Source organism: Agarivorans sp. MS3-6 (assembly GCF_054112545.1).
Map to the genome: position 1 here is coordinate 4167418 of NZ_CM134202.1, position 23458 is coordinate 4190875.

Sequence of the window (23458 nt, forward strand, 5' to 3'; positions counted from 1 at the left end):
GTTTCAGTTGGCTGTTTGGTGGGGCGAGTTAGCCGCTGATTTTAGTTGATTAAAGTATTCATCCCAAGTGATATGCGGCCGACCGGCAGCTTGCTCAAACTGGCTTGGGTTATCTGATTTACCTTCACTAATTCCTTGGTAAATACCTGCGATAACGCTACCGATAAAGTCCCCCAATTCCTCGATGCGCTCTTGGCGATATTGGTCAACGCTCATTGGACGATAAGTCAGGTGGCTAGCAAAGGCTAAATTCATATAATCAGCAAGTTGATACTGAGTGATTGAATCGCCATGCAAGTTATAAGTATGTCCGTTGTGCTTATCTTGGGTCAGCATTCGCGCGTAAGCGTAAGCCAACTCGGTGCGAGTGGTGTAACCGCATTTTCCATCGCCAGCACTATTAAAAATGCCCCCAACTTTTTTGTAGTTATCGATATATTCAATGTCTGGTTCGATATAGATACCGTTGCGACCTATCACCCATTCTAAGCCGCTGTCGCGAACATCCTGCTCGGTTTGACGATTACTTTGAATTACAGGAGAAAAGGCGGTATTTTCTTCAGCGCCTTGAACGCTGGTATAAACGATCTTTTTAAGTCCTGCATTTTTTGCCGCTTGGATAACGTTTCTATGTTGAGCAATTCGTTTTTCAGGCGCGTCCATCCCTGAGACTAATAACAATACATCCACAGCTTGTAACGATTGCTCAAGTTGTTCGGGATTATTGTAATCGCCAGCACGCACCTCTACCCCAAGGTGTTTAGCGTTATCAGGAGTGCGTGCTAGAGCAATGACGTTTTCCTTAGACATTAATGCTACGCTGGCTTTTACAATTGCCGCCCCTAACTGACCACTTGCTGCAGTGATGGCTATTTTCATGTTGTTTTCCTCTTGTTCCTGACTTGAGTGTGGCAGTGAAGGCTTACTTTATAAATATATTAGGATAAAAATCGACCAGCGGCGACCAATGGCCTGCCAGTGCGAGTGGTCGTTAATCATCACCTGAACTATTTCTCTTTCACCGCACTTTTTACCGTGCTTTTTAGATTGTGCATAAAGTTTTTGAAGTGAGGCATAAAATCAATAAACAACGGGTGTTTACGGTTTTGCATCATTACTGGGCCTAGCAAACGCAAGGCTACACCGACTTTAGTCGCCAGTGACGGTTCTAATCCGCTGCCTTGCTTTAGGTTTTCCACCACATCAAATAAGTTTTCTCTGTCTTGAAGGTCGAACTGCAGCGTTTTTCCTGTTTTTTGGTCTGCATTAACTTCTTCAATGGTGAAACGGTAGCATCGGTCTTTTTTATTTTTAGCGATCATGTGTAGTACCTTGTTAGTAATAAAAAATAGGTGAATAGATGTCGGCTGAGTTAGCTTTTTAAAAAGTTCTCTATTTTGGGTTTTACTGTCATCGAAACAACCAACATAAGGCTTAAGGCTACTGGTAATGCGGCTAAAAGGCCGTTCCACCAGGCTTCGATAAACATCAACATGTCAGCAACACCCACATTGTTTAAAGTGGTTGAAAAGGCCATTGCAGACTCCATTATTAAAGCCATCGATATGCCAATTACAAGATTGCGGGTTTGCTCTTTTGTATCGGGTAGTAGGCTCTGAATGAGTTTTGTTAGTAAGGCCATAATTAGAAAACCTGCTGGCATTACCGTTACCGCTGCAAGCAGAAATGAGCTCAGCCAATCATTAAAGAACGTGTCGGTATAACCAAGGTTTATGTAGGTCATGACACCGGTTAACGTGCCCCCCATTAAGGACATCATTACTAACACCACCATAATTTTGTAAATCAGTGGTGTTGTCTTTTGGGAAGACTCCGGGGTGGATACTGTTAGTGGTGTATTCATTGTTATGCTCCAAACTTTAAACCAGTTCAACTTAGTTGATAAAGTCTACTTTAATTTATATGGTTGACTATGTCAACCATATGTTGAGCGCAGATCGACCTAAGTGAGATTGCCCAACACGGGTTTAATTTCTTCGCTATGCGAATACATTGGATTTAGTAAGGAGAAAATCATGGTCGAGGAATAGTGCCGCCTGATATGGCTATTCGCATATCGACGTTGCCCTGATAAACAAAGAGAGATTGCATCTGAAAAGCCATTTCAAACAGCGAACACCGAACACCGAGTAACTATACTGGCTTCGAATATTAGAAAGGGGCGTGTAAAAGCATCAGGTGGATTGGGTACATAGCATAAAGCATTGCGATAGTGCCGAAAATAGCCATTAACAGTGGTGGAAATAGGTGCATATATGATGATTTTTGCCAATAGGTGTATATCGCCATCATTGCGCAGGCTATTGCGCTTAAGTACCACCACCTACCTAACGAAAATGCCGTTTCTGTCCATGGCGGTATTTCACTGTATATTGAATCTATAAACTGACGGAATTGATCTGCAGCATTGTCTTCTGCTCTAGTCCACAGATAACATAGCAATGCTTGAATAGCTGAAAATGCCATTGAAAGAATAAGCAGGGTGATTTTCACGTTAGGGTTTGCCTCCTTGTCGTTTAAAACAATGGCTGGTTAACACCACTGTTATGTGGGTCGAGTTAGTAATCAAATGCGTTAACAACTACCAACTCGCAGGAGTCATATTCAGCGTTTGATGCGCTAGCATCGCCAGACACCATGCCTGAAAAGCTAAATTGTGGGTAAATAGTTACTTGAGGTTCAGAGTAAAGAACATCAATGACTTTCCCTTCAGCATTTTTAAATTCTGCTTGTAGTGAAAAGTCATCCCACCTTTTAAGTGTAGGATTTTTGATTTCTCCAATACAGCGTATATTCAGGCCCCCCTCAGACTCTGTTAACAGAAATTCTGCTGAACTTATCTCAAATGTTGGCTTTGTAGGCTCTTTTATAGACATTGAAATGATGTAATAAAAAATCCAGACGATGAAGGCGCCAAGCATAGCTATAACTAAGTAGTTAAAAGCGGGCTTATTTTGTAAATTTGCCGCTTTAGTCTGAATTTGTTGGCAGTGTTTACACTTAAGCGCTTCCGCTAAAATGTCTTCTTTGCAGGCCATACATTGCTTGGTGTTCAATATTGTCTCCTTGACGATTCACTTGCACTCCCTCGCAGCCAGCATTTGATGATACTTTGCCAGACGAAACTGACTGAGTTAAAGCGGCTAAGCGTACTTTGTGTTGGCCTACATGGCCATGAACTATTGAGATGTAAGTCTTTACTGTGAAGCTCACGGTTAAATAACAGCTTGATGATTAAACGCCAATGAGTCAGCAATGACAACAGCCATATTGCTTAACATCGAGGCGTATTAGCGCTTGCGATGAGATTGACCAGGTTTAAGTATCAACATTAGATCCCTGCGACTTGTCGTTAAATCAATCTGCCACTAATCAGACGCTGACAGCTTTTGTTTCAATAACACGGCAAAACCAGCAATTAACAAGACAAAGAATGCCATCGTAAAACTGCTTTTAAGCAGAGTAAATGCACTGGCAATTTTTACTGATGAGACCTGTAAATCAGGGAAAGAGCTTATCATTTTTATAATGAATATGTTCTCGAGGTAATCGAATACACCCGCCATAAAAGGCACCAATGCAAAGTAGCGGATTTTTGAATTTTCTGCCTGTGTTTTGCCAATTATCCAAACAAGCAACAATGAGTATGTAATAGAGAATAAGCCTGGATAAATAAAATCTAATGGTAGCTGAACCGACAGATAAAGGTGGCGTCCTTCTTCTCCTAACGAGCTTAACAAATCATTTGCGTAAGTATATGAGTAGCCGGAAGGGGATAAATCAAAGAGTGCCATGCCTGGAGAGTATGCCGACACAGCAGGTATCGAATAAACCAGCATTGAAATATAAACGGACATAGTTAATACAAACAACCCGCTTATGATCTTTCCTGTTGCGTATTTTTGCAGTAAACGAAATAGCGCTTCCATGTATAACATAACTCCTAATAAGCAATGAGCTAAGGGTAAAGCACCGAACGGGTAAGCGAGGTGTTTTTAAACAAGACAATGACAGACTTACTAAACTCGATATCTTGGCTAGCTTACCTGCTAGCTACACTTACCCGCAAGTTTCATTTGTAATGTGGGTAAACTTTGACTGCCTAAGACGTCGTCAAAGGTATGGATACCTAGCACTATAATTGCCACCGCTAAAATGGGAAATAACAAGGCGACTAAAGCTCGTAGTTTAGCGGTCCACCCCGTCTGGACTTTTATGCCCAGAGAAGGAACGTTGGTGGGCGGATAGATCCCTTGCTTAAGGGAGTAGCAACCAGCATAGAAGCTGTAGGCGGAGCCAACCGCTAGCAATAATGGAAAACCGAAGCAAAACATTATTAGCGACCATATTGAAGCGCTATACCCAAAAAAAACGTTGCAATTAGGCTCATCGATACTCCCCAAATAGCTACTTAATGCGGCCAAGATAATTGCGAAAGACAACAAGGGCCAATAGAACGTTAACGATCTAAGCACAATTCCTCCCTGAATGAGTAACACCTAGTATTTATCGCCTTGCCTATATCATATCCAAAAACCATAAGTCATTGTGTCTTTTATAAGTAAACATTTAGTGTATGCGTGGGGTAAGGTTTATCCATGTAGACAGAGACTCGCTTAAGCGGTTTTTCAAAATGTATTGTTCATTCGAGCCACAATTTTTGTTGAGATGTCTATTAACTCGTTTCTAAACCACTTATGGCTTGGTTCGTGATTTAGCTTTTTTAACCAAATGAGGTAGTTAGAGACCTTTTTATACTCAAAAGGTGGTTTGAATACTTGCAGTTGCAGGTGATTTTCAAACTGTAGGGCCATCGATAAAGGCACTACTGTTATGTAATCAGATTGACTACATAACACGAGGTTATTGAATAGTGAGCGCCCATGATAAGCGACCTTTCGTTGACTCACATCTATCGTAGTATAGTGACCTAAGCTACGTACTTTGTTTCGGGTTCTTTCTAAAAGAATATGCGTCTCTTCCATGTACTGAGACTCACTGAGCTTACCCTCAATTCTAGGGTGGCCCTTACGGCAAACAATCACAAAATCCCCTTCAAATAACTGCAGAGACTCAATGTTGGGATGGCTGGGAGGGAAAATATCAATCATTACGTCAAACTGTTGGGTAAGCAATCCATCGTACATTTTCTCATCGTCATCGGGTTGGTCGAAAATCTCTAAACGGATGTCTTTGTTCTTTTTGTTGGCAAATTGATTGAGTAAAATCCATTGCAGGTGCTCTGGAGCCGTCATCACAAATTGGCGTTTAGATACTGCTGGGTCAAAATCGCCAATAGCCTGAAACACCTGATTGAGCTGCTGAATGGGGTGTTGAATCTGTGCATATAAGCTAGAGGCGTAAGCCGTTGGCACGACTCCTCGACCACTTCGAATAAACAAATCTTGGCCTATTTGTTTTTTCAATCGGCTTAAGGCGGTACTGATCGTAGATTGGTTGGTACTTAAGTGTTTAGCCGCTTTACTTAAGCTACCTTGTTCCATCACGGCAGCAAATATCGCCAGTAAATTAAAATTGGGTATATCGTTGTTCATCGCTAACTGCTCTTAGTGTACCAATGTTGTGTGAACTTAAAAGCTACTCTAATCATCGTAAAAACGATGTTTAAAACTATTCTCACCTTTTTTACTCAGCTCTACAACAAACCATAATTGATTAGCTTTTGAATGAACAATGCTGATTAAGTTAATTATAGCAGGGTGAGAAGGGCAGTGCTGCAATAGAAATAGAAATATAGATAGATATATAACTCATCGTAATTACGATGAATTGAATTCGTTTTAGCCTGTGGTTCCGTTGGTTATAGATGTCTACTATTAGCCCCATTAAAAAATTCTATTGTTTGCAACAAAATATAAGGTCGTCACCATGACTAGTTCGTTCAAGATAATGGCTCTGCCAATAGCCATAGCGAGTACGCTATTTGCGTCAAGTGTTGCTGCCGCAACGCCAGTTACAGAAGCAGCATCAACAGTTGGTCAAGAGCTGCAAACTAGCTCTGCTGCTCAGTACCAAAATATCGATCTTAATGCTCGCTATAAGAGTGAGACGTTATTCGAACATGAATCTAATTTGTTCTGGGGCAAGGGCGAGCGCATTAAAGTGCTGTCTACAACCGGTGAATCTTTGGCGTACACCGCAGAGTCAGAACACGTGCATCCAAGCCTGACTAAACATGGCCGTAAAATGGACCAAGCGATTATCCAAGTCGATCATAATGTGTACCTAGGTTACGGCTTTGGCCTAGATACACCGGTTATGATCGAAGGTGATGATGGCATTATTATTGTTGATCCAGGCGAGTCGGTTCAAATGGCTGAGTCGGTAAAGGCGCAATTCCGCAAGATTACTGATAAGCCGGTTAAAGCTATTATTTATTCGCATAACCACATCGACCACATTTCAGGTGTGCGAGCATGGGCAACCGATGCTGAAGTTGAGTCTGGCGATGTTAAAATTATCGCTCAAGAAGGCTTAACTGCGGCAGTCGCTAACTGGTCTTCTAACCTTGGTACATTGTTTGGGCACCGTACTTCTTATACTGGCGCTAAGCACGTTGAGGAAGGCGAACACGGTACAGTAAACGATGGTTTGGGTCCTCGCTTCATGCAAGGAGATATTTCGTTCATTGAGCCAAACGTAGTACTTAAAGACCGATTAGATATCACCATTGCAGGCGTTAAACTAGAAATTGTTAATGTGCCGTCTGAAACCAAAGATGAAGTAGTGGTTTACTTGCCAGAGCAGAAGATTTTACATGCCGCAGAAGTACTGCAAGGCGAAAACTTCCCTAATCTTCATACTATCCGTGGTACTAAGTTCCGTGATCCTGCGATGTGGTTCAAGGGTATCGATGTTATGCGTGAATTTGATACTGAAATAATGATTAACTCTCATGGCCGTCCGGTAGAAGGTAAAGAAGCCGTCGCTGGCATATTAACCGCTTACCGAGATGCGATTCAGTACACTCATGACCAAACGATTCGTTTCATGAATAAAGGCATGACCCCAGATGAGTTAGTCGAAGTGGTTAAGCTACCTAAGCACTTAGCAGAGCACCCGTGGTTAGGTGAGCATTACGGTACAGTGGCTCATGCTGTTCGTCAGATTTATGTGGGTTACAACGGTTTCTTTGAAGCTGATCCATGGCAGTTAGAGCCAATGGCTTACCAGCAACGCGCTAAAGCATTCGTGGAAATTATGGGTGGCCGCGACAATATTATTCAGACTGCTAAGGCCGCAATCGACGCTGAGAACTACACCTTTGCTGCTGAGATTTTGTCTTATCCAATTACCGTGAATAAAAACGACACAGAAGTTCGTCAACTGAAAGCGTCTGCTTATAAAGCGTGGGCTGCAGATCAAGTAAACATCAACTGGCGTAACTGGGGTCTAAACGCAGCTGCAGAGTTAGAAGGTACTCGTGACTTCTCAAACATGATTAGCTTTGCATCGGTAGATGTACTAACGGCACTGCCAAGCCAGCAAATCTTTGACATGATGACATCTACGCTTATCGCTGAGAACACCTTAGACGTGCAAATGGCAATGACCTACAAGTTTGCAGATACTAAGGAGTCATTTACTATTGAAATTCGTAATGGTATTGCTCAATTGCATGACACTGCAATAAAAGGCGCTGATGTTGAAATTAACACTAGCCGTGCAGTGCTAAACCAAATCTTGATGGCGGGTCCAAACGCGCAACAAGTTATAGGTAAAAATCTACAGACTGGAGACTTTGTATTTAGCAATGGTGACATTCAAGGTTTTAGTCTGTTCATGAGCTATTTTGATAAACCAACGGCACCAAAAGATCTCATGCTTATCGTTCGCTAAATGTCTGTTAGCGATGATTAATTTTAATTGATTAAGCATTGTTAAGTGAAGTTTAAGGCAATAAAGGGGACCAACATGGTCCCTTTTTCTGAGCTTGCAGAGCTTCTTCGACACATCGCTGTTTTACTCTACTTGTAACGTTAACCAAATCCATTAACACCATGCCGCTGAGGTAATAATTATGAAATTACAACACTTACTGCTTATTCTTATGATCGCTTCACCCAATGCTAATGCTTGTGGTATGCATCAGGGCACGGGGTTTAGTTTTGTCTCGGAGCCGGGCTCTTTAGAGGTGTTCGGCAATGTTGTTGATATACGAAAATTTAATGTTTTAGGGAATGTGAATAAGGCTGAAAATGTGGAGTTGTTGTCTTTTAAAAAAGCGCTCAATAAGCCCCATGAAAATAAACAGAACTTTAGTATCTTTGAAGCGACAAAAGGGCACTACAGTGACGTTACAGTTGGAAATGGAGTGCTTATTTCAGCGCGCGAGTCATCGATTACCGAGCAAGATTTATTGTTGATAACAGATTTGGACGTATTGGATGCCTTAGCTTCCAATGTATTGTCATGGCGGCAGGCAAAACACTTTGGCCTAGTAAAAATTAACGGCAGTAGTGATGAAGCCGACGCTTTAGAGCTGTGGTTGACGGCGCTATTTCCAGACTCAGAATAAGTGAGCTGTTTAGGCTGAGCAGTTTGATTACGTGAGCTTCAAGCATACCTTTCACAGTTTATTGGCGGGTCATTTCACTCTGTTTGTTGGTGCCGCTTAGGTTCTTTCTGAATAGCCCTATACTGACGGGTTATTCTAATGGCTGTGTTTATTGAGCTGAGCGCTGTGGAGAGTCAACAATGCGCGGATAAGGCTAAACTGTTAGCATAGGTATTAATAATGCCGTTGAGTTTTATACATGCTATCTGAATAGATGCGTTTACTCAGCGTAAGCGACCTTTTAAGTATTTAATCATGACTCTACCGATTCTATATTCTTTGCAAAATTGCCCTTATGCCATGCGAGCAAGGTTAGCTATTTTGTTGGCTAAACAAGCGGTGTTACTACGGCCAATTGTAATGAAGAATAAACCAGATGAAATGTTAGCTGTGTCGCCCAAAGGCACGGTGCCAGTATTAGTGCTTGAGTCGACCAGCGAATCGCTTGATACTCCGTCGCAGGTTATAGATGAGAGCCTCGACATCATGTTGTGGGCGCTAAGGCGCAATGACCCTGAAAATTTGTTGTATGCCCAGCAAACTGATGCTCTGCCAGAAATGCTTAATTTAATTGCCTATAATGACCAATATTTCAAACCTGATTTAGAGAACTATAAAGACGCAAAACGTTATCATCACCAAGATTTGGAAGCCTGCAGGTTGCGGTGCGAACCGTTCATTCAGCAGCTAGACCAGCGTTTAAGCCAGCAGGACTTTTTAATGGGCCAGCACCCCAGTTTGCTTGACTACGCTTTATTACCGTTTGTTCGGCAGTTTTCTAAAGTGAATCGCCAGCTTTACTTACAAGGTCCGTATACCCATTTACAAGCTTGGTTAAACCGCCACCTACAGAGCCGTTTGTTCTCTAAGGCAATGTTTAAGCACCCTTTGTGGTTAGATACTCAGCAAGCGATAGTATTTGGTGAGTCTTATTAACTGCCACATTAGCCGTTTTGCTGACCATGAATAACAAAAAAGCTCAAGCGAAATGCTTGAGCTTTTTTGTTAGTAGAGCGCGCTACCATTAAGCCAAATAAGGTTTAACCATTGGCGACTTTTAGCTGTTGTTCTTGGCTGGCCAAGTACTCTTCGTAAGTACCCTGAAAATCAACCACTTGCTGATCTTTTATTTCTACTACGCGGGTAGCCAATGATGATACAAACTCACGATCGTGGCTAACAAAAATAAGCGTACCGTCGTAAAGCTCTAGGGCACTGTTAAGGGCTTCAATCGCTTCCATGTCTAAGTGGTTGGTCGGCTCGTCCATCACTAGTACATTGCGGTTTTGTAGCATTAATTTACCAAACAACAAGCGGTTTTTTTCTCCACCTGAGCATACCTTGGCCTTTTTATTAAAATCGTCGGCGGTAAACAGTAGGCGTCCTAACAAACCACGCACCATTAAATCGTCGTGTTTAGCGCTGCGCCATTGTGACATCCAATCAAACAAGTTTAAATTGTTATCAAAATCGCTAGTACTGTCTTGAGGGCAGTAACCAATATCAGCATTTTCTGACCATTTTACTGTGCCGTTGTTAGCTTGAAGTTGCTCGATTAAACAACGTAAAAAAGTGGTTTTGCCCGCACCGTTTTCACCAATTACTGCTAGTTTGGCACCCGCTTCCAAAATAATATTGCCGTTGTTAAATAGGGTTTCATCTTCAAAGCCATGGCCTAGGTTTTCGGTCACTAAGGCTTGGCGATGTAGTTTTTTATCTTGGCTTAGGCTAATTGATGGGGTTCTGCGGCTAGACGATTTAACTTCGTCTAACGTGATTTTCTCCATGCGTTTAGCCCGCGAGGTAGCTTGTTTCGCTTTAGATGCGTTAGCAGAAAAGCGGTTTACAAAGGCTTGTAGTTCATCGATTTCTGCACTCTTTTTAGCGTTCTCGCTGTGCAATTGCTCTCTAATTAATGATGAAGCCTCAATAAATTTTTCGTAGTTACCTGGGTAGACGCGCAACTCGCCGTAGTCAATGTCGGCCATGTGGGTACATACTGAATTTAAAAAGTGACGGTCATGCGAGATTATAATCATAGTGCATTTACGTTGGTTAAGCACCGTGCCTAGCCATTCAATGGTATGAATATCCAAGTTGTTAGTAGGTTCGTCGAGTAGCAAAATGTCTGGGTTAGCAAACAAAGCTTGGGCTAACAGTACGCGCAGTTTCCAACCTGGTGCTACTTGAGCCATTAAACCGTAGTGAAACTCTTCGGCAATACCCGCTTCTAGTAAGATTTCGCCAGCACGGCTTTCAGCGCTGTAACCGTCCATTTCTGCAAACTCAGTTTCTAAGTTGGCTACTTTCATACCGTCTTCTTCTGACATTTCAGGCAGGGCATAAATGCGGTCACGCTCTTGCTTCACTTTCCACAGGGCTGTGTCGCCCATAATTACCGTATCAACGACCGAGTACTCTTCAAAAGCAAACTGGTCTTGGCTTAGTGTGCCTACTGTTTCACCTGGAGTGATAGACACGTTGCCTGAGCTGGGTGCCAGTTCGCCACTAAGGATTTTCATAAAGGTTGATTTACCGCAACCGTTAGCGCCAATTAAGCCGTAACGGTTTCCGTTACCAAACTTGGCTGAAATATTTTCGAACAAAGGCGTAGCGCCAAACTGCATGGTGATGTTTGCGGTAGAAATCAAAAGGTAATCCTGAGATGGTCAATGAAGCCGTGAAGCAAGCACGCAAAGGTATGCGTATAAGGGGGCGCACTATAAAGAAAAGTGTGACCAATGTCGAGTTAAGTTGTACGTTGTTTGAACACTATTTAGCTTTAGTTTCACTATAACAAACAGTTAGTGAAGGATGTTGTACGCCTTTGCTGCCTTCGCTCGGCCGATGGTTTGATAGTGAGTAGGGCGGGCTAATCAACAAGCAGCTGAAATCCCCATCTTGCGATACCTTCTTGTTATTCTGACTTATTTGTCACTTTTAGCGCCAATCAGCTGATTTTCATGGGGCTCAATGTTAATCTTTATCGCTTATTTGAAAGGGATTTTTTTACAAGCGAGGATATTACGCCGCTTTGATTAAGGATAAGTCATGGAGTTCTTGCCGCTAAAAGTAAACAACGATCAAGTTTACGCTGGGTTTTGGAAACGTTTGGTCGCTGCGATTATTGACACCCTTGTTTTCGTTCCATTTCTGGTGATTTTTCATTTTACCTAAGGGATTTCGCTTACGAGTGCCTTGATAACATTGATTATTTCAAGCCTACTTTTTTCAGTGTATTCGATTATTTTTCACTACAAATTTGCTGCAACTCTTGGGAAAATTGCCGTTGGCATCAAAATTACGTTACCCGATGGTGGAAAGATTGGTTTTAAGCAGGTTTTGCTAAGATCTTCTGTGGATTTGCTGTTTGCTTTTTTGATCGTAGTCGCTCATATCGTCGCGCTAACGAAGGTTAACCCAGATATCTATTTGAATGCTGGTTGGATGGAGCGTAATGAGTATATTCTCCTTTCATTTCCCGCATGGCATGGGGCGGTGTCTCTAGCCAGCGAGGGCTGGATATGGTGTGAGTTTTTGGTTTTACTGTGTAATAAACGTAAACGTGCGCTTCATGATTTTATTGCAGGTACCATCGTTATTAAGCAAGAATATACACAACAAGCAACAGTATCGGCTTGTGCCGGTAATGCGGCATTATCACCAGTTAGCGTTCACGCACATGAGTAACTATGAATATAAAAGCCTACATTGATTATTTTAGCGAAATTTCGCATTTAAAAAGAGAACAGCAATTTGATCTACTTGAGCAAGCTCATGATGACGCTTGCTCAGGCTTTAAAATTCTTACTTTCACTAATATAGCCGTATTAATACGTATGATTTTCATATTGTTTTTGCCGGTGGCTAGCTATTTGTTGTTCAGTTATCCAGTGTGGGTGCTGATGGTGACCATTTTCTTAGGGGTACTGATTTCTAGGGTGGCGGTTAGCGAAATTAGCAGTCACTTACTGTTAAAAAGCTTAAAAAAGGTATTACGAGAAAACCCTTTATAGCACCGCGTTAGTGGTTACAGCGCAGTTGTAGTTCACGAGCTAAAATAGCAAGGTAAGGAACAGGGAAAAGCTAGGCCAAACGGGGCGTTAAGCCCTTTCAATGCGCATTGCTAGTGAGAACTTATTGAGGATTTAAAATGGACTGTCTTGCCGATAAGGTATGGATTTTTAATGGTAAAGCGGTGCCGTTTTTGGGCTTACCTTACACCACCAGAATGACAGTGATTCGCTTAGCTAATGGTGACTTATGGGTGCACAGTCCAATTGAACTGACTGAGGATGTTCAAACGCAAGTCGAGCAACTGGGTAGGGTCAGCCATCTTATTGCACCCAATCACTTACATCATTTATTTTTGGCCGACTGGCAAGCCGCCTATCCAAATGCGAAGAGCTATGGAACACCTGAGCTGATCAAAAAACGCAGTGATTTAGTGTTTGATGCCTCTTTTAACGAACAGCCATTGTGGCCTTGGTCGGAAGAGTTAGATCAAGTGCTGTTTACCGGATCACCCTTTATGGAAGAATGCGTGTTTTTTCACCGAGCATCGGGTGCGTTGATAGTGACCGACTTAATTGAAAATTTCTCTGGCGACAACTTTAGTTACTGGCAGCGAGTGCTCGCTAAAGCAACAGGGATATTAGCGCCAAACGGTAAAATGCCGATAGATTGGCGCTTAAGTTTTATGTTTGGAAAGACTACAGCGCGCAAGCACTTATCAGTGATATTCGGCTGGAAACCTACCGTTATTGTGATGGCTCACGGGGTGATAGTAGATCGCGAAGCAATGACTTTCTTAACGCGTTCATTCTCTTGGCTTATTTAGCAGGTCTAATTTAAGAGGCTACTGCCATGTTGAATCTTTTTGCCAACCTTCCTGATGACGTGAGTTGCGAACATTTTAGTGACTTGCTTAGTGGTGAAAATGTTCGAGTAGAGCGCATTGTGTCCTACGGACAGCGTTCACCAGCTCAAGGATGGTATGACCAAGCTGAGAATGAGTGGGTGGTGGTATTAGAGGGTAATGCCATCTTGGTATTTGAAGATGGCACAGCGTTACACTTAGCTAAAGGTGACTATGTCACGATCCCTGCACATACTAAACATAAAGTGGCTAAAACAGCGCAACATGGCGCCACTATTTGGTTAGCGATTTTCTACTGTTAAGTGTTTTAACTCAATCAACTTTCAAACATTCATAACTCTGATCTAGCGCACTATTAGGCTGGGCATTTACGGCTATCTTTACATCATAAATAGTACTTATGCCTTGGAGAATAGTGATGTTTACAGTAACAAGGGTGGCAGATAATCGCTTAGATATAGAGTTCGGCGGCAAGCTAGACAGTAAAGAAATGAAAGCTGCTTTAGATGAACTAAGCATTCAGGCGCAAGGCATTGAAAAGGGTCTAATGCTATATCGCATAAAAGAATTTGCGGTGCCTACTCTAAGCGCACTAGCCGTTGAGTTTTCTCGTATTCCTGAGATGTTTAAGATGATTCGTCAATTTGATCGTGCAGCAGTGTTGTGCGACAAACAATGGGTGCAAACTATCAGCGAGTTAGAAGGTAAGTTGATACCTGGTTTAACCATTAAGGCCTTTGATATGAATCAAGTGGCGTTCGCAGAGCAATGGTTAGTCGGCGATAACTAAACCACTTTACAAGCTTTACTACATAATTCGGTGATTAGCTGCTAGGGTGAAGAAAAGAGTGAAACACTCAATAAGGTAGAGCAATGCGAATTTATTTATCTAAGGTACGCGGTGTGACCTTGGTGGGGGCTTTTCTTTGCAGTGTTTCAATCACTACTGCATTTGCCAACGATGTCACCATTGTGGCCGCCGAATTTACTCAAGATGGCCAGCGTAGCTGGAAGGTAGATGTATCGCTATTACATCAGGATAGTGGCTGGGATCACTATGCAAATATGTGGCGGGTGGTGGATACCAAAGGCACAGTATTGGCCGAACGAGAGTTGCTGCACCCGCATGTTAACGAGCAGCCATTCACTCGCAGTTTAAATAATGTGCCACACCCTGCGCAGGGTTCAATGGTATTCATCGAAGCCCGCGATAAAGTACACGGTTGGTCACCGCAACGATTTGAGGTGGATCTAAGCCAAGCCCAACAGGGACACTTGCGTGTAGAAATGCCCAAGTAGCCAATAATTTATTTTTCTAATTAATTACTCAGTCGCTGCGGTAGTACTTGCTTGTAATTATCTAAAAATCAAAACTTAACGCACTTTACTGACTTTTAACGTAATTATTGGCGACATTGACTGCTTATTCACAGCTCATAAAAACACGACATCAAACATTTTGTCGCCTATTTCTATGTTACGCTGATGGCGCAAAGGGACGTTCAGAAGATTAATATGGATATTAGAACACTTATAAATGTGGGGGCCCAAGGGCGATCATTTTCAGCTGTTAGCCGGATAAAACTCACCAATATTATTAGCTTATTGACGACCGTTATTTCGGGTCTGTATTCAATAAACTATTGGTTATTGCTGGATAATCCCCAGGTTGCTTTAATTAACTTTGGCTTCACCTTGGCCTATTTAACTACCTTAGCTTTTATGCGTAAAGGGCATGTGTCGGGGGCGAAAACTTGGTTCTTTTCGGTATTGATGGTGCATTTATTAATATGCACTAACGTGTATGTTACCAACGCCAGTGGTTTTCATCTTTACTATTTTCTAGTACCAACGGGGGCGTTTTTGTTATTTGAACTTAACCAGCGTCGCGAAATGTTGGCTTTAAGTGCCGCTTCAGTCGGACTATTTTTATACTGTGAAAATACCGTAAACCTAAACCCACTCATCGTATTGGATGAGGCCACTAATCATTTGTTGTATCAGTCGGTTATATTGGTGAATATGATTGAAGTGGTATTCGTATTAACCATCTTCGCGCGACAAATAGAAGCCAACGAGAAAAAACTCACTCAACAGGCCGCAACTGATTCTTTAACCGGTTTGGCTAATCGTCATTGCTTCTTCTCTAAAGGCAACAATATGCTAGAGCAAGCGCAAAAATTACGCCTTGATTTTAGCTTAGTATTACTCGATTTTGACTATTTTAAAAATATCAATGATCGCTACGGACATGTAGTCGGAGATTTGTGCTTAGTCGAAATTAGTAAAGAGATTAAGGCGATTTGTCGGGAGCAAGATTTATTCGCTCGTATCGGTGGAGAAGAATTTGTTATCGCCATGCCCAACACCCATTTAGAGCAAGCTAAAAACGTCGCAGAACGTATGCGAGAGCAGGTATCACAGCATCTAATTCCGATTGTTGGCGAGCGTTCATTTACCTGCACTGCTAGCTTTGGAGTGGCGTCGGCACACCATGAGCAAACACTTAAAGATCTGTTACAGCAAGCTGATAAAGCACTCTACTTAGCAAAGGATCAAGGGCGAAACTGCGTGCAGTTGTATTCCGCTTAGTGTTGGCGGTTTGGTTTATAGCTTTAATGAAGGCCTGCACTATGGCTTTATAAGTCGCGCGAGTTGCCGCTGATAGCTTAGATTTTGTTTAGCTAACGCTTCATTTTCTTTCATTAAATTTACCGCCAAGGCAACGGCTACCCAGTCTACTTCAAGGTCGTGATAGATACGCACGGCCTTTTTAATCCAGTGCACACTGTTGGCGTCAAATACCCAAGCATCTAGCGTATTACCTTGTATTGGTTGAACAATGCCGTATTCAACAAGCTTAATCACCTGGTCACTTTCTAGGCCGTCTACTTGGCAAAGCTCTCTAAAAGAAATATGTAATAAGGTGTTACTCATGAAGAGACCTCCCACTCGGAACGTGGATTGAAATCACTGTTTTTCGCGAGCTCTTGCCATAGATGGCTTTGTTGATTGGCTTCGGAAGGCATCGTTATTTTGACCACTGCGAACAAATCGCCATTAATGTTTTTGGTTTTTAAGCCTTTGCCTTTTATGCGCAGCTTACTACCTGCTTGGGTATTCGGCGGGATAGATAAATGGATTCTTCCTTCTAAGGTTGGCAGGGTGACTTTAGTCCCTAGGGCTGCCTCCCAAGGGGCTAGCGGTAGTGAAACTAGCAAATTATGACCTTGCACATCAAATAAGGGGTGCGGCACTAGGCGAATATGCAGATATAAATCGCCTGCCTTACCGCCGGTGGGGCTAGGCTTGCCTTGACCTACAACGCGGATCCTCTCTCCATCACTTACCCCCAAGGGGATCGTTACCTTTAGGTGTTTATCAATGTGCTCAAGTTGACCATTTCGAATATGCGGCAACTGGTACTCAACCGTTTTTTTGTGCTGTTGAATGGTTTCTTCCAAAAATACTGGAAGTTCAATCTCTACATCTTGACCGCGTTGATGCCCAGACGGGGCTCTTGTATGTTGACGAGAATGGGAAGATTGCTGGCCAAATATCGAGTTGAAAAAATCTGAGAAATCGCCGTCAAACTGCTGCTCATTAGCGTGTGCTTGTTGATTGGTTTGCCAACCAGGGGGAGGGGTAAACTCTTGCTCTGAACGTTGACCATATTTACGCAACTCGTCGTATTCAGCCCGGCGTTCGGGATTTTTTAGTACTTTATACGCCTCGGCGGATTCTTTAAATTTGGCTTCGCTTCCCTCCACCGCGCTCATGTCGGGGTGGTGTTTTAACGCCAGCTTTCGATAGGCGGCTTTAATTTGTTTGCTATCCGCATCAGCTGTTACGCCCAGAATTTTATAATAATCTTTAAATTCCATGCTGTGATCCTTGGTTCACGGGCTGAGGGCGGAGCTGTTATCTGTTAGTTCCTAAGCGCCTATTTACGTAGCTTGGGTTTAATTAGTCGCTAGTTTAAGTGTAGGTGCTTAAGGCTTTTTCTGGAGGCTTTATATGCTCAAATCGCGATATAGTGGCATACAGTATTCGTATTTTTCTAAAGCTTTTCGGGTATTCCAACCAGTGTGGAAGTTAGGCAGGGTGCTGCGGTGTAATACTTCAGGCCCCTGTCGTTGGCGCCTGAGAGTCCATTGAGAGAGCCGTTTTCTTATTATCATTGCTGTCCCAGCGTTTTGATAAACAAACTATCTGGTTTAGAGGGCGTATCTGTAGACAAAATAAGTGCTGCGGCATACCTCTATTTAAGTGTAAAAACGGGTATTGTAAAATATCGCTAGCTAAAAATGTTGCTCTGGCATTTTTTCTTAGTTTGTTTATAAATCGTCATGTTAATCTTGTTGCTTGAGCGAATGGGCGAGAACGCTAACGGAGTCGTGTAATGTTAGGGATAAACGAGTTTTGGTTGTTTGTGGTATCAGGAATATTACTAAACTTAATACCTGGCCCAGATTCATTATATATTGCGGCGCGCAGCGCTAGTCAGGGGTTTAAAGCTGGTTCGGTAGCCGCTTTGGGTATTGGGGCGGGTACATTTGTGCATATTAGCGCGGCCGCCTTTGGTTTGTCGGCCATTCTTGCTAGTTCAGCTATGGCTTTCACCGTTGTTAAAGTGTTGGGGTGTATCTACTTACTGTATATGGGGTTTGCTATGGCTTTGAGTCACAAGCCACATCAGCTGCCAACTAAACTCTCGGCGAGTAAGTACTCAAAAATCTTTCGCCAAGGCTTTCTTACCAACAGTTTAAACCCTAAAGTCGCGCTGTTTTTTTTAGCGTTTGTTCCTCAATTTATCGATGCTGCAGAGCCAAATAAAGCCTTAGCATTTGTCGTTTTAGGTTTAGTGTTTAATCTAAACGCGATGATTTGGGGGCATATTTTAGCTTGGTTAAGTGCGTCTATATCCCAGCGATTACACACCAGCAGGCGAGCCAAAACTTGGTTAAACCGAATATTAGGTGGGGTGTTTGCTGGTTTTGGCGTTCGTTTAGCGTTTTCTGAGCTTAGTTAAGCACGCTTCTTTATTAGATACCAAGGATTATGATGCAACGTTCTAAGAAGCAACTTTTGTTGATGATGGCATTTTTGATGCCATTTAGTTTTTCTATTTGGATGGTCTTACTCAATAACTTTGCTATTGAAGTTGCCCAATTTACTGGTCGTGAAATTGGCATCTTGCAAAGCCTGCGTGAAATCCCAGGCTTTTTGGCTTTTACCGCCATTTTTGTATTGTTGATATTAAAAGAGCAGACCTTTGCCTTACTCAGTTTATTGGTATTAGCCATTGGTATTACCCTGACTGGTTTTTTCCCTAGCGTTTACGGTTTGTATTTTACAACGGTGCTAATGTCGATAGGTTTTCATTATTTCGAAACGGTAAACCAATCGCTCACTTTACAGTGGATCCCTAAAGACGAAACGCCTGCTTTTATGGGGAAAGCACTTGCAGTAAAAGGCGCAGCGGCAGTATTGGCCTATAGCTTGTTATGGTCATTGCTAGAATATGGTCGTTTCGAGTATGTGTCGTTGTATGCGATGTTTGGGGGTATGACGATATTAGCCGTATTGTTTATTGCGCTGCGTTTTCCGCATTACACCGCTGAACATGAACAACATAAACGGTTGATTTTGCGCCAGCGTTACTGGCTTTTTTATACTTTAGTATTTTTAAGTGGCGCTCGTAGACAAATCTTCGTGGTATTTGCTGGCTTTTTGATGGTCGAAAAATTTGGTTATTCGGTGTCTGATATCGCTTTGCTCTATTTAGCTAACCAAGTATTAAACATCTTGTTTGCCGGAAAGATAGGTCAGATGATTGGGCGTATTGGCGAGCGCCGCGCCTTGATGATTGAATACACAGGCTTAGTGTTTGTGTTTGCAGGGTATGCCTTAGTTGAGCAGGCAGAGTGGGCGGCCGGTTTATACATTGTTGACCATTTGTTCTTCGCTATGGCTATCGCCATAAAAAGCTATTTCCAGAAAATTGCTGACCCAGCCGATATTGCCAGTTCTGCGGGGGTTAGTTTTACCATTAATCATATTGCGGCGGTGATATTGCCGGCACTATTGGGCTTGGTTTGGTTGTATTCGCCGTCTTTGGTCTTTTGGCTGGGGGCGGTTATCGCGGTAGCGTCTTTAGCATTTTCTTTTTTGGTGCCTCGTCATCCGGAGCAACACCAAGAAACGACATTAGCCACCAAAACTATACTAGGCTAAAGGCGTTTACATACTTATGACGGGTATAGTGGTTAAGTGAATAAATAAGCGTAAATTTAACAGTATCAGTTTGTTATGGACTATAGCGGTGTTGCTACGTTTGGGTGACGTTATTGTTTTTTAGTTTTGTTTAACTATGCTGTAAAGCACAGTTTGTTATCAATGCTCTACTATAATTTAGTTTCACAGCAGGATAACTGTTACCCCATTAAGACAAGGCTGTCTTACTTGCTGGTAGTTTGAACGTAAAGAAGGATCTAGGTGATGCACCAAAGTTTACTCGGGCGTGTGGAGAAAAAAGCGTTTGGGGTGCCCTCTAATGATATTAAAGACGCCTTGTTAGCGCATCGACGATGGGCTCACAAAATTAGCGCTTCGTTGGTGCTACGCCAGGTATTAGTCGATCCTGAATTTACTGATAAACACGCCCACCATTATTGTAAGTTCGGTCGCTGGTTGTGGCAGCTTTCACAAGATAATTTGATTCAAGCTGATGCCTTCGGACATTTAGATCATGTTCATCAGGGCTTGCATAAATCGGCCGCTAGGCTGTTGTCTTCTTTTGCTCAAAATGACTTAGTGAGTGCTAAAGAACTCGAAGACTTTCATCTAAGCCAAGATGATTTTGTTGCGAGTGTACTAGACATTTTTGAATTTTCTTTGGTGAATAAGTATCAATTTGATACCACTACCAAGCTGATAAACCGACGAACTATTGATGTTGTTTTAGCTAACGAAAAGCGGCGGCTAGAAGGCCTTGAAGATTCCTGCTGTTGTATTGTGCTGGCCGACATCGACAGATTTAAAGATATCAATGACAGTTACGGGCATGATGTTGGCGATGTGGTTTTAGAGCATACTGCAGCTGTGCTTAATGGGTCTATAAGGCGCAACGACACTGTGGCTCGCTTTGGTGGAGAAGAGTTCTTATTTGTTATGCCTGATATGAGCTTGCAAGAAGCGACGCAAGCCGTCGAGAGGATCCGAATAAAGCTCGCTAATTCTGTTATCACCCATTTAGGTAAACCGCTAAGTGTAACGGCTTCATTTGGTATCACGCAGTTGTGCCAAAATTCAGATATTAAGGAATCTATAAAGCGGGCTGATGTGGCTTTATATGAAGCAAAACGGCTAGGGAGAAATTGTACTATTGTGCTTTGCTTAAAAGACTTAATGCAACATTTAGCGCAGGAACCTACAGGGCAATTAAATGCAGAAGAAACTATTCAACAATATTGTAGGAACGTTGAACAAGTATTAAATCAGTAGTTGTCTGTTGCCGAATAAAAGAACGCCCACACTTCTCTTGCTAATAAGCTGGTTTGTTCTATCGGTAGTATTCGTTTAGTTTTCGTCCCCCAAAAAACGCCTGTGTTATTTTTGATCTTTAAAATCAAAAGCTTAAAATATGCTTATCAATTTGTTATCAGTGAATATGTATTTTTTGATCATTAACATAAAAGCGCTTAAATAGGATTGCTTAAAGGAATTTGCATCGCTAAGTTAGCCCTAAATACACTGGGAAGTGTTTTGAATCATCGCTAGTGGAGCGCAATATGTTTAGCAATTTTCAATCATCGGCTTTCTTTGGTCGCCTCAAAACGATATCTATCGCTAGGCAGGTGGTCGCTGTGGTTGCCATTATTGCGACTACCTTTGTGATGGCAATTTTAATCGCCGTTATTGGTTTAAATAATATTCAAAACCGTAATCAAGAGTTGGCTAATTCTTCATTGGTTGCCCTGCAAAATGCCTCTGATGTTGAGGCGTCTTATTTGCAAATGAATTATTTAGTGCTCGCTATTTTAACCTCTAAAGATCAATTACAGTTGGATCAACTTTTTGCACAATGGCAACAACAGCGAGGTAGTGCCCAACACCTGCTAGAGCAAGCGATACAAGCCTCATTGAGCCACGGCCAAAACGGTAATGCTGAGACGTTTACGGCGTCCCTGAAAATGCTTACTCAGCTTGACCAAGAGCTCTCTCAAGTTTATCAAGCCTTAACCCAAAGTTATGTTGAAGATGTAGAATTAACAAAAATTTTTAATCAGTTTGTTTTGCAATCTACCGAGTTATACAACGATATTGGTTATCAAGTAGAAGCTTATGCGCTAGAGGATCAATACATACGAGATATTTATCGCAGCTTCATGGCGACTTCACAACGGGTACAGTTAAAAGCTTTTGAGTTAGCCTCAGTAGATAACCCCGATACTGTCAGTCAACTAATTAGCTATATTCGAAAAAATACCAAGCGATTAGAAGCTGGTTTTTCTGACTTAGAAATTGAAGTGGGCAAAATATCTAGTCATGCCGACATCCAAAGAAACTGGCTATTTATAACTAAGCATATCAAAGAAGATCAAGGCCTGCTGTCACGTATTTTTAGCAATAAGCAAAGTGTTGAGCGAGTAGGACTCAAACGGGTTGTTTTGGAGGCTGAGATAAACGGTCAAATTGATGAATTAAAACAATTAGTCGGGAGAATCGATCTACAAACAAGTGCCATGGTTAATGATGCAGAAATGCTGGTAAACACAGTGAGTTTAAGTGCCACTATTGCAGGTTTAATCGCATTGTTGGTAGCGCTTGGCGCTTGTATTTCGATTAACCGTTTAATTAAGCGGCCCATTGATGACTTAGCTACGGTGACTCGGGCGATGGCTAAAGGTGACTTTACTTTACATATGCAAAATAACTGGAATGGCGAGTTTTCCAAAGTGGCTGGCTGGGTCAATGAGGTAGCAGCCAATACCAATCATTCACTGACAGAAATTGCGCTCGTCACCAACGAGCTAGAAAGCATGGCGACCAGTAATGTTGCCATTACTGGTGAAATTAAAGGTAAAACCGATAATCAGAACACCAGTTTAGAAAGTCTTAGTGCCGCCATTGCGCAAATGGCTGAGGCTAGCCAAGCCATTGCTAGTATTGCCAGTGACTCATTTCATCAAACAGAAAGTGCAGATGATAGACTTAAAAAGGGCCGAACGGTCATGCAAAATAACCAGCAGACTATTCAAGCCTTGAGTCAGCATATTGATAGTACCCATGACGCAATGGAGCACTTGCTCAACGATGTAGAAAGTATAAAAGCGGTGTTGGGTGTCATTCGTTCAATTGCCGATGCGACTAATCTACTCGCCTTAAATGCTGCCATTGAGGCTGCGCGAGCTGGTGAATATGGTCGCGGTTTCTCGGTGGTCGCCGATGAAGTGAGATTGTTATCACAGCGTAGCGCCGAGCAAACCGAACAAATTTCTAAAGTGATGAATCGTTTAGAAAATCAAGCAAGTGAGTCAATGCAATTGATGGGTGAGAGTCGCAGTAAGATGAGTGAAACCTTGCATCTAAACGGTGACTTGTCACAAGCTATTAGCGCGGTTAGTAGCGACATACAAAAGTTGCGAGATATGTCGCACGGTATTAGTACCGCCACCGAGCAGCAACGCGAAGGCGCTGAAAAAATCACCATTGAAATGGGCTCTTTAGCTGCACAAGCAAAACAAAATAGCTTGACCTTAGATGGGTTAGCCGCCGATGGGCAGCGCCTAAATGCGTTATCTAATCAGCAAGAAAACAATGTAGGCAAGTTTAAGCTGGTGAGCTAGAACGGCTATAAGCTAGGGCCTACGTTGGTATCAAAACTAAAAAATACTCAACAACGTTTGGCTCTGGCGGCGAGAGCACTTAAGCTAGAGACCATTGTCTAGACATAAAATAACTTAATGAGAAACACC

The 23458-nt window shown here is 42.4% G+C and carries 25 protein-coding genes; 14 read left to right on the forward strand and 11 right to left on the reverse strand.

Going from position 1 to position 23458, the window contains the following annotated elements; genetic code table 11:
* Positions 1 to 3 precede the first annotated feature (3 nt).
* From ACVFI8_RS19240 to ACVFI8_RS19275, 8 genes are all read right to left on the reverse strand, one after another.
* Positions 4 to 879 carry an SDR family oxidoreductase gene (locus ACVFI8_RS19240; RefSeq protein ID WP_457872359.1) on the reverse strand — a complete coding sequence of 292 codons (876 nt, stop codon included), beginning with the start codon at positions 877 to 879 and terminating at the stop codon, positions 4 to 6.
* Positions 880 to 1007: 128 nt separating this feature from the next.
* Positions 1008 to 1322: a DUF3861 domain-containing protein gene (locus tag ACVFI8_RS19245; protein ID WP_457872360.1), complete on the reverse strand. Its 315-nt coding sequence runs from the start codon at positions 1320 to 1322 to the stop codon at positions 1008 to 1010.
* A gap of 50 nt (positions 1323 to 1372) precedes the next feature.
* Positions 1373 to 1864, reverse strand: coding sequence for a DUF2798 domain-containing protein (locus ACVFI8_RS19250; protein WP_457872361.1), 492 nt, complete (start codon positions 1862 to 1864; stop codon positions 1373 to 1375).
* A gap of 308 nt (positions 1865 to 2172) precedes the next feature.
* Positions 2173 to 2514 (reverse strand): hypothetical protein, encoded by a 342-nt coding sequence (locus ACVFI8_RS19255; RefSeq protein ID WP_248711978.1) that lies wholly within the window; start codon positions 2512 to 2514, stop codon positions 2173 to 2175.
* Between the two features lie 65 nt (positions 2515 to 2579).
* Entirely contained in the window at positions 2580 to 3077 is a 498-nt protein-coding gene (locus tag ACVFI8_RS19260) for a hypothetical protein (RefSeq protein ID WP_457872362.1), read from the reverse strand.
* Between the two features lie 312 nt (positions 3078 to 3389).
* Positions 3390 to 3950 carry a hypothetical protein gene (locus ACVFI8_RS19265; protein WP_457872364.1) on the reverse strand — a complete coding sequence of 187 codons (561 nt, stop codon included), beginning with the start codon at positions 3948 to 3950 and terminating at the stop codon, positions 3390 to 3392.
* Positions 3951 to 4070: 120 nt separating this feature from the next.
* Positions 4071 to 4496 (reverse strand): hypothetical protein, encoded by a 426-nt coding sequence (locus ACVFI8_RS19270; protein ID WP_457872365.1) that lies wholly within the window; start codon positions 4494 to 4496, stop codon positions 4071 to 4073.
* Positions 4497 to 4649: 153 nt separating this feature from the next.
* Positions 4650 to 5576, reverse strand: a complete 927-nt coding sequence (locus ACVFI8_RS19275) for a LysR family transcriptional regulator (protein WP_248711974.1) — start codon at positions 5574 to 5576, stop codon at positions 4650 to 4652.
* 334 nt (positions 5577 to 5910) lie between these two features.
* Here ACVFI8_RS19275 and ACVFI8_RS19280 point away from each other — a divergent pair, with 334 nt between their 5' ends.
* The 3 genes from ACVFI8_RS19280 to ACVFI8_RS19290 all read left to right on the forward strand — a co-directional run bounded on the left by ACVFI8_RS19280 (position 5911) and on the right by ACVFI8_RS19290 (position 9535).
* Complete coding sequence (locus tag ACVFI8_RS19280) at positions 5911 to 7881, forward strand: alkyl sulfatase dimerization domain-containing protein (protein ID WP_457872367.1); 1971 nt, start codon at positions 5911 to 5913, stop codon at positions 7879 to 7881.
* A 181-nt stretch (positions 7882 to 8062) separates the two neighbouring features.
* Positions 8063 to 8560: a hypothetical protein gene (locus ACVFI8_RS19285; RefSeq protein ID WP_248711972.1), complete on the forward strand. Its 498-nt coding sequence runs from the start codon at positions 8063 to 8065 to the stop codon at positions 8558 to 8560.
* Between the two features lie 294 nt (positions 8561 to 8854).
* Positions 8855 to 9535: a glutathione S-transferase gene (locus ACVFI8_RS19290; RefSeq protein ID WP_457872369.1), complete on the forward strand. Its 681-nt coding sequence runs from the start codon at positions 8855 to 8857 to the stop codon at positions 9533 to 9535.
* Between the two features lie 104 nt (positions 9536 to 9639).
* Here the strand turns inward: ACVFI8_RS19290 and ACVFI8_RS19295 are convergent, their stop codons facing one another.
* Positions 9640 to 11250, reverse strand: a complete 1611-nt coding sequence (locus ACVFI8_RS19295; protein ID WP_457872370.1) for an ABC-F family ATPase — start codon at positions 11248 to 11250, stop codon at positions 9640 to 9642.
* Between the two features lie 547 nt (positions 11251 to 11797).
* Between ACVFI8_RS19295 and ACVFI8_RS19300 the strand changes: the two genes are divergently transcribed.
* From ACVFI8_RS19300 to ACVFI8_RS19330, 7 genes are all read left to right on the forward strand, one after another.
* Positions 11798 to 12289, forward strand: coding sequence for an RDD family protein (locus tag ACVFI8_RS19300; RefSeq protein WP_457872372.1), 492 nt, complete (start codon positions 11798 to 11800; stop codon positions 12287 to 12289).
* 2 nt (positions 12290 to 12291) lie between these two features.
* Positions 12292 to 12615, forward strand: coding sequence for a hypothetical protein (locus ACVFI8_RS19305; RefSeq protein ID WP_248711968.1), 324 nt, complete (start codon positions 12292 to 12294; stop codon positions 12613 to 12615).
* 137 nt (positions 12616 to 12752) lie between these two features.
* Positions 12753 to 13439: a DUF4336 domain-containing protein gene (locus ACVFI8_RS19310; RefSeq protein ID WP_248711967.1), complete on the forward strand. Its 687-nt coding sequence runs from the start codon at positions 12753 to 12755 to the stop codon at positions 13437 to 13439.
* A gap of 26 nt (positions 13440 to 13465) precedes the next feature.
* Positions 13466 to 13780: a cupin domain-containing protein gene (locus ACVFI8_RS19315; protein WP_248711966.1), complete on the forward strand. Its 315-nt coding sequence runs from the start codon at positions 13466 to 13468 to the stop codon at positions 13778 to 13780.
* A gap of 116 nt (positions 13781 to 13896) precedes the next feature.
* On the forward strand, positions 13897 to 14268 hold the full coding sequence (locus ACVFI8_RS19320; protein ID WP_248711965.1) for a SpoIIAA family protein: 372 nt from the start codon (positions 13897 to 13899) through the stop codon (positions 14266 to 14268).
* Between the two features lie 83 nt (positions 14269 to 14351).
* On the forward strand, positions 14352 to 14777 hold the full coding sequence (locus ACVFI8_RS19325; RefSeq protein WP_248711964.1) for a hypothetical protein: 426 nt from the start codon (positions 14352 to 14354) through the stop codon (positions 14775 to 14777).
* Positions 14778 to 14993: 216 nt separating this feature from the next.
* On the forward strand, positions 14994 to 16070 hold the full coding sequence (locus tag ACVFI8_RS19330) for a GGDEF domain-containing protein (protein WP_248711963.1): 1077 nt from the start codon (positions 14994 to 14996) through the stop codon (positions 16068 to 16070).
* Positions 16071 to 16109: 39 nt separating this feature from the next.
* Here the strand turns inward: ACVFI8_RS19330 and ACVFI8_RS19335 are convergent, their stop codons facing one another.
* Positions 16110 to 16415: a chaperone modulator CbpM gene (locus ACVFI8_RS19335; RefSeq protein ID WP_248711962.1), complete on the reverse strand. Its 306-nt coding sequence runs from the start codon at positions 16413 to 16415 to the stop codon at positions 16110 to 16112.
* On the reverse strand, positions 16412 to 17362 hold the full coding sequence (locus ACVFI8_RS19340; protein WP_457872376.1) for a DnaJ C-terminal domain-containing protein: 951 nt from the start codon (positions 17360 to 17362) through the stop codon (positions 16412 to 16414). Before ACVFI8_RS19340 ends, ACVFI8_RS19335 begins: the two co-directional genes overlap by 4 nt.
* 518 nt (positions 17363 to 17880) lie before the next feature.
* Between ACVFI8_RS19340 and ACVFI8_RS19345 the strand changes: the two genes are divergently transcribed.
* The 4 genes from ACVFI8_RS19345 to ACVFI8_RS19360 all read left to right on the forward strand — a co-directional run bounded on the left by ACVFI8_RS19345 (position 17881) and on the right by ACVFI8_RS19360 (position 23329).
* On the forward strand, positions 17881 to 18510 hold the full coding sequence (locus ACVFI8_RS19345) for a LysE family translocator (protein WP_248711960.1): 630 nt from the start codon (positions 17881 to 17883) through the stop codon (positions 18508 to 18510).
* Between the two features lie 32 nt (positions 18511 to 18542).
* Entirely contained in the window at positions 18543 to 19715 is a 1173-nt protein-coding gene (locus ACVFI8_RS19350; RefSeq protein ID WP_457873836.1) for an MFS transporter, read from the forward strand.
* 264 nt (positions 19716 to 19979) lie between these two features.
* Positions 19980 to 20984 (forward strand): diguanylate cyclase, encoded by a 1005-nt coding sequence (locus ACVFI8_RS19355; RefSeq protein ID WP_248711959.1) that lies wholly within the window; start codon positions 19980 to 19982, stop codon positions 20982 to 20984.
* 287 nt (positions 20985 to 21271) lie between these two features.
* A complete protein-coding gene (locus ACVFI8_RS19360) occupies positions 21272 to 23329 on the forward strand; it encodes a methyl-accepting chemotaxis protein (RefSeq protein ID WP_457872377.1) in 2058 nt (685 codons plus the stop codon).
* Positions 23330 to 23458 lie beyond the last annotated feature (129 nt).

Bases quoted from the DNA above. Each gene is read 5' to 3' on its own strand.
- ACVFI8_RS19315 (WP_248711966.1), top strand. From the start codon at position 13,466: ATGTTGAATCTTTTTGCCAACCTTCCTGATGACGTGAGTTGCGAACAT.
- ACVFI8_RS19350 (WP_457873836.1), top strand. From the start codon at position 18,543: ATGCAACGTTCTAAGAAGCAACTTTTGTTGATGATGGCATTTTTGATG.
- ACVFI8_RS19265 (WP_457872364.1), bottom strand. From the start codon at position 3,950: ATGGAAGCGCTATTTCGTTTACTGCAAAAATACGCAACAGGAAAGATC.
- ACVFI8_RS19310 (WP_248711967.1), top strand. From the start codon at position 12,753: ATGGACTGTCTTGCCGATAAGGTATGGATTTTTAATGGTAAAGCGGTG.
- ACVFI8_RS19290 (WP_457872369.1), top strand. From the start codon at position 8,855: ATGACTCTACCGATTCTATATTCTTTGCAAAATTGCCCTTATGCCATG.
- ACVFI8_RS19360 (WP_457872377.1), top strand. From the start codon at position 21,272: ATGTTTAGCAATTTTCAATCATCGGCTTTCTTTGGTCGCCTCAAAACG.
- ACVFI8_RS19335 (WP_248711962.1), bottom strand. From the start codon at position 16,415: ATGAGTAACACCTTATTACATATTTCTTTTAGAGAGCTTTGCCAAGTA.
- ACVFI8_RS19240 (WP_457872359.1), bottom strand. From the start codon at position 879: ATGAAAATAGCCATCACTGCAGCAAGTGGTCAGTTAGGGGCGGCAATT.
- ACVFI8_RS19345 (WP_248711960.1), top strand. From the start codon at position 17,881: ATGTTAGGGATAAACGAGTTTTGGTTGTTTGTGGTATCAGGAATATTA.
- ACVFI8_RS19325 (WP_248711964.1), top strand. From the start codon at position 14,352: ATGCGAATTTATTTATCTAAGGTACGCGGTGTGACCTTGGTGGGGGCT.
- ACVFI8_RS19340 (WP_457872376.1), bottom strand. From the start codon at position 17,362: ATGGAATTTAAAGATTATTATAAAATTCTGGGCGTAACAGCTGATGCG.
- ACVFI8_RS19320 (WP_248711965.1), top strand. From the start codon at position 13,897: ATGTTTACAGTAACAAGGGTGGCAGATAATCGCTTAGATATAGAGTTC.
- ACVFI8_RS19285 (WP_248711972.1), top strand. From the start codon at position 8,063: ATGAAATTACAACACTTACTGCTTATTCTTATGATCGCTTCACCCAAT.
- ACVFI8_RS19305 (WP_248711968.1), top strand. From the start codon at position 12,292: ATGAATATAAAAGCCTACATTGATTATTTTAGCGAAATTTCGCATTTA.
- ACVFI8_RS19250 (WP_457872361.1), bottom strand. From the start codon at position 1,864: ATGAATACACCACTAACAGTATCCACCCCGGAGTCTTCCCAAAAGACA.
- ACVFI8_RS19275 (WP_248711974.1), bottom strand. From the start codon at position 5,576: ATGAACAACGATATACCCAATTTTAATTTACTGGCGATATTTGCTGCC.
- ACVFI8_RS19330 (WP_248711963.1), top strand. From the start codon at position 14,994: ATGGATATTAGAACACTTATAAATGTGGGGGCCCAAGGGCGATCATTT.
- ACVFI8_RS19245 (WP_457872360.1), bottom strand. From the start codon at position 1,322: ATGATCGCTAAAAATAAAAAAGACCGATGCTACCGTTTCACCATTGAA.
- ACVFI8_RS19280 (WP_457872367.1), top strand. From the start codon at position 5,911: ATGACTAGTTCGTTCAAGATAATGGCTCTGCCAATAGCCATAGCGAGT.
- ACVFI8_RS19355 (WP_248711959.1), top strand. From the start codon at position 19,980: ATGCACCAAAGTTTACTCGGGCGTGTGGAGAAAAAAGCGTTTGGGGTG.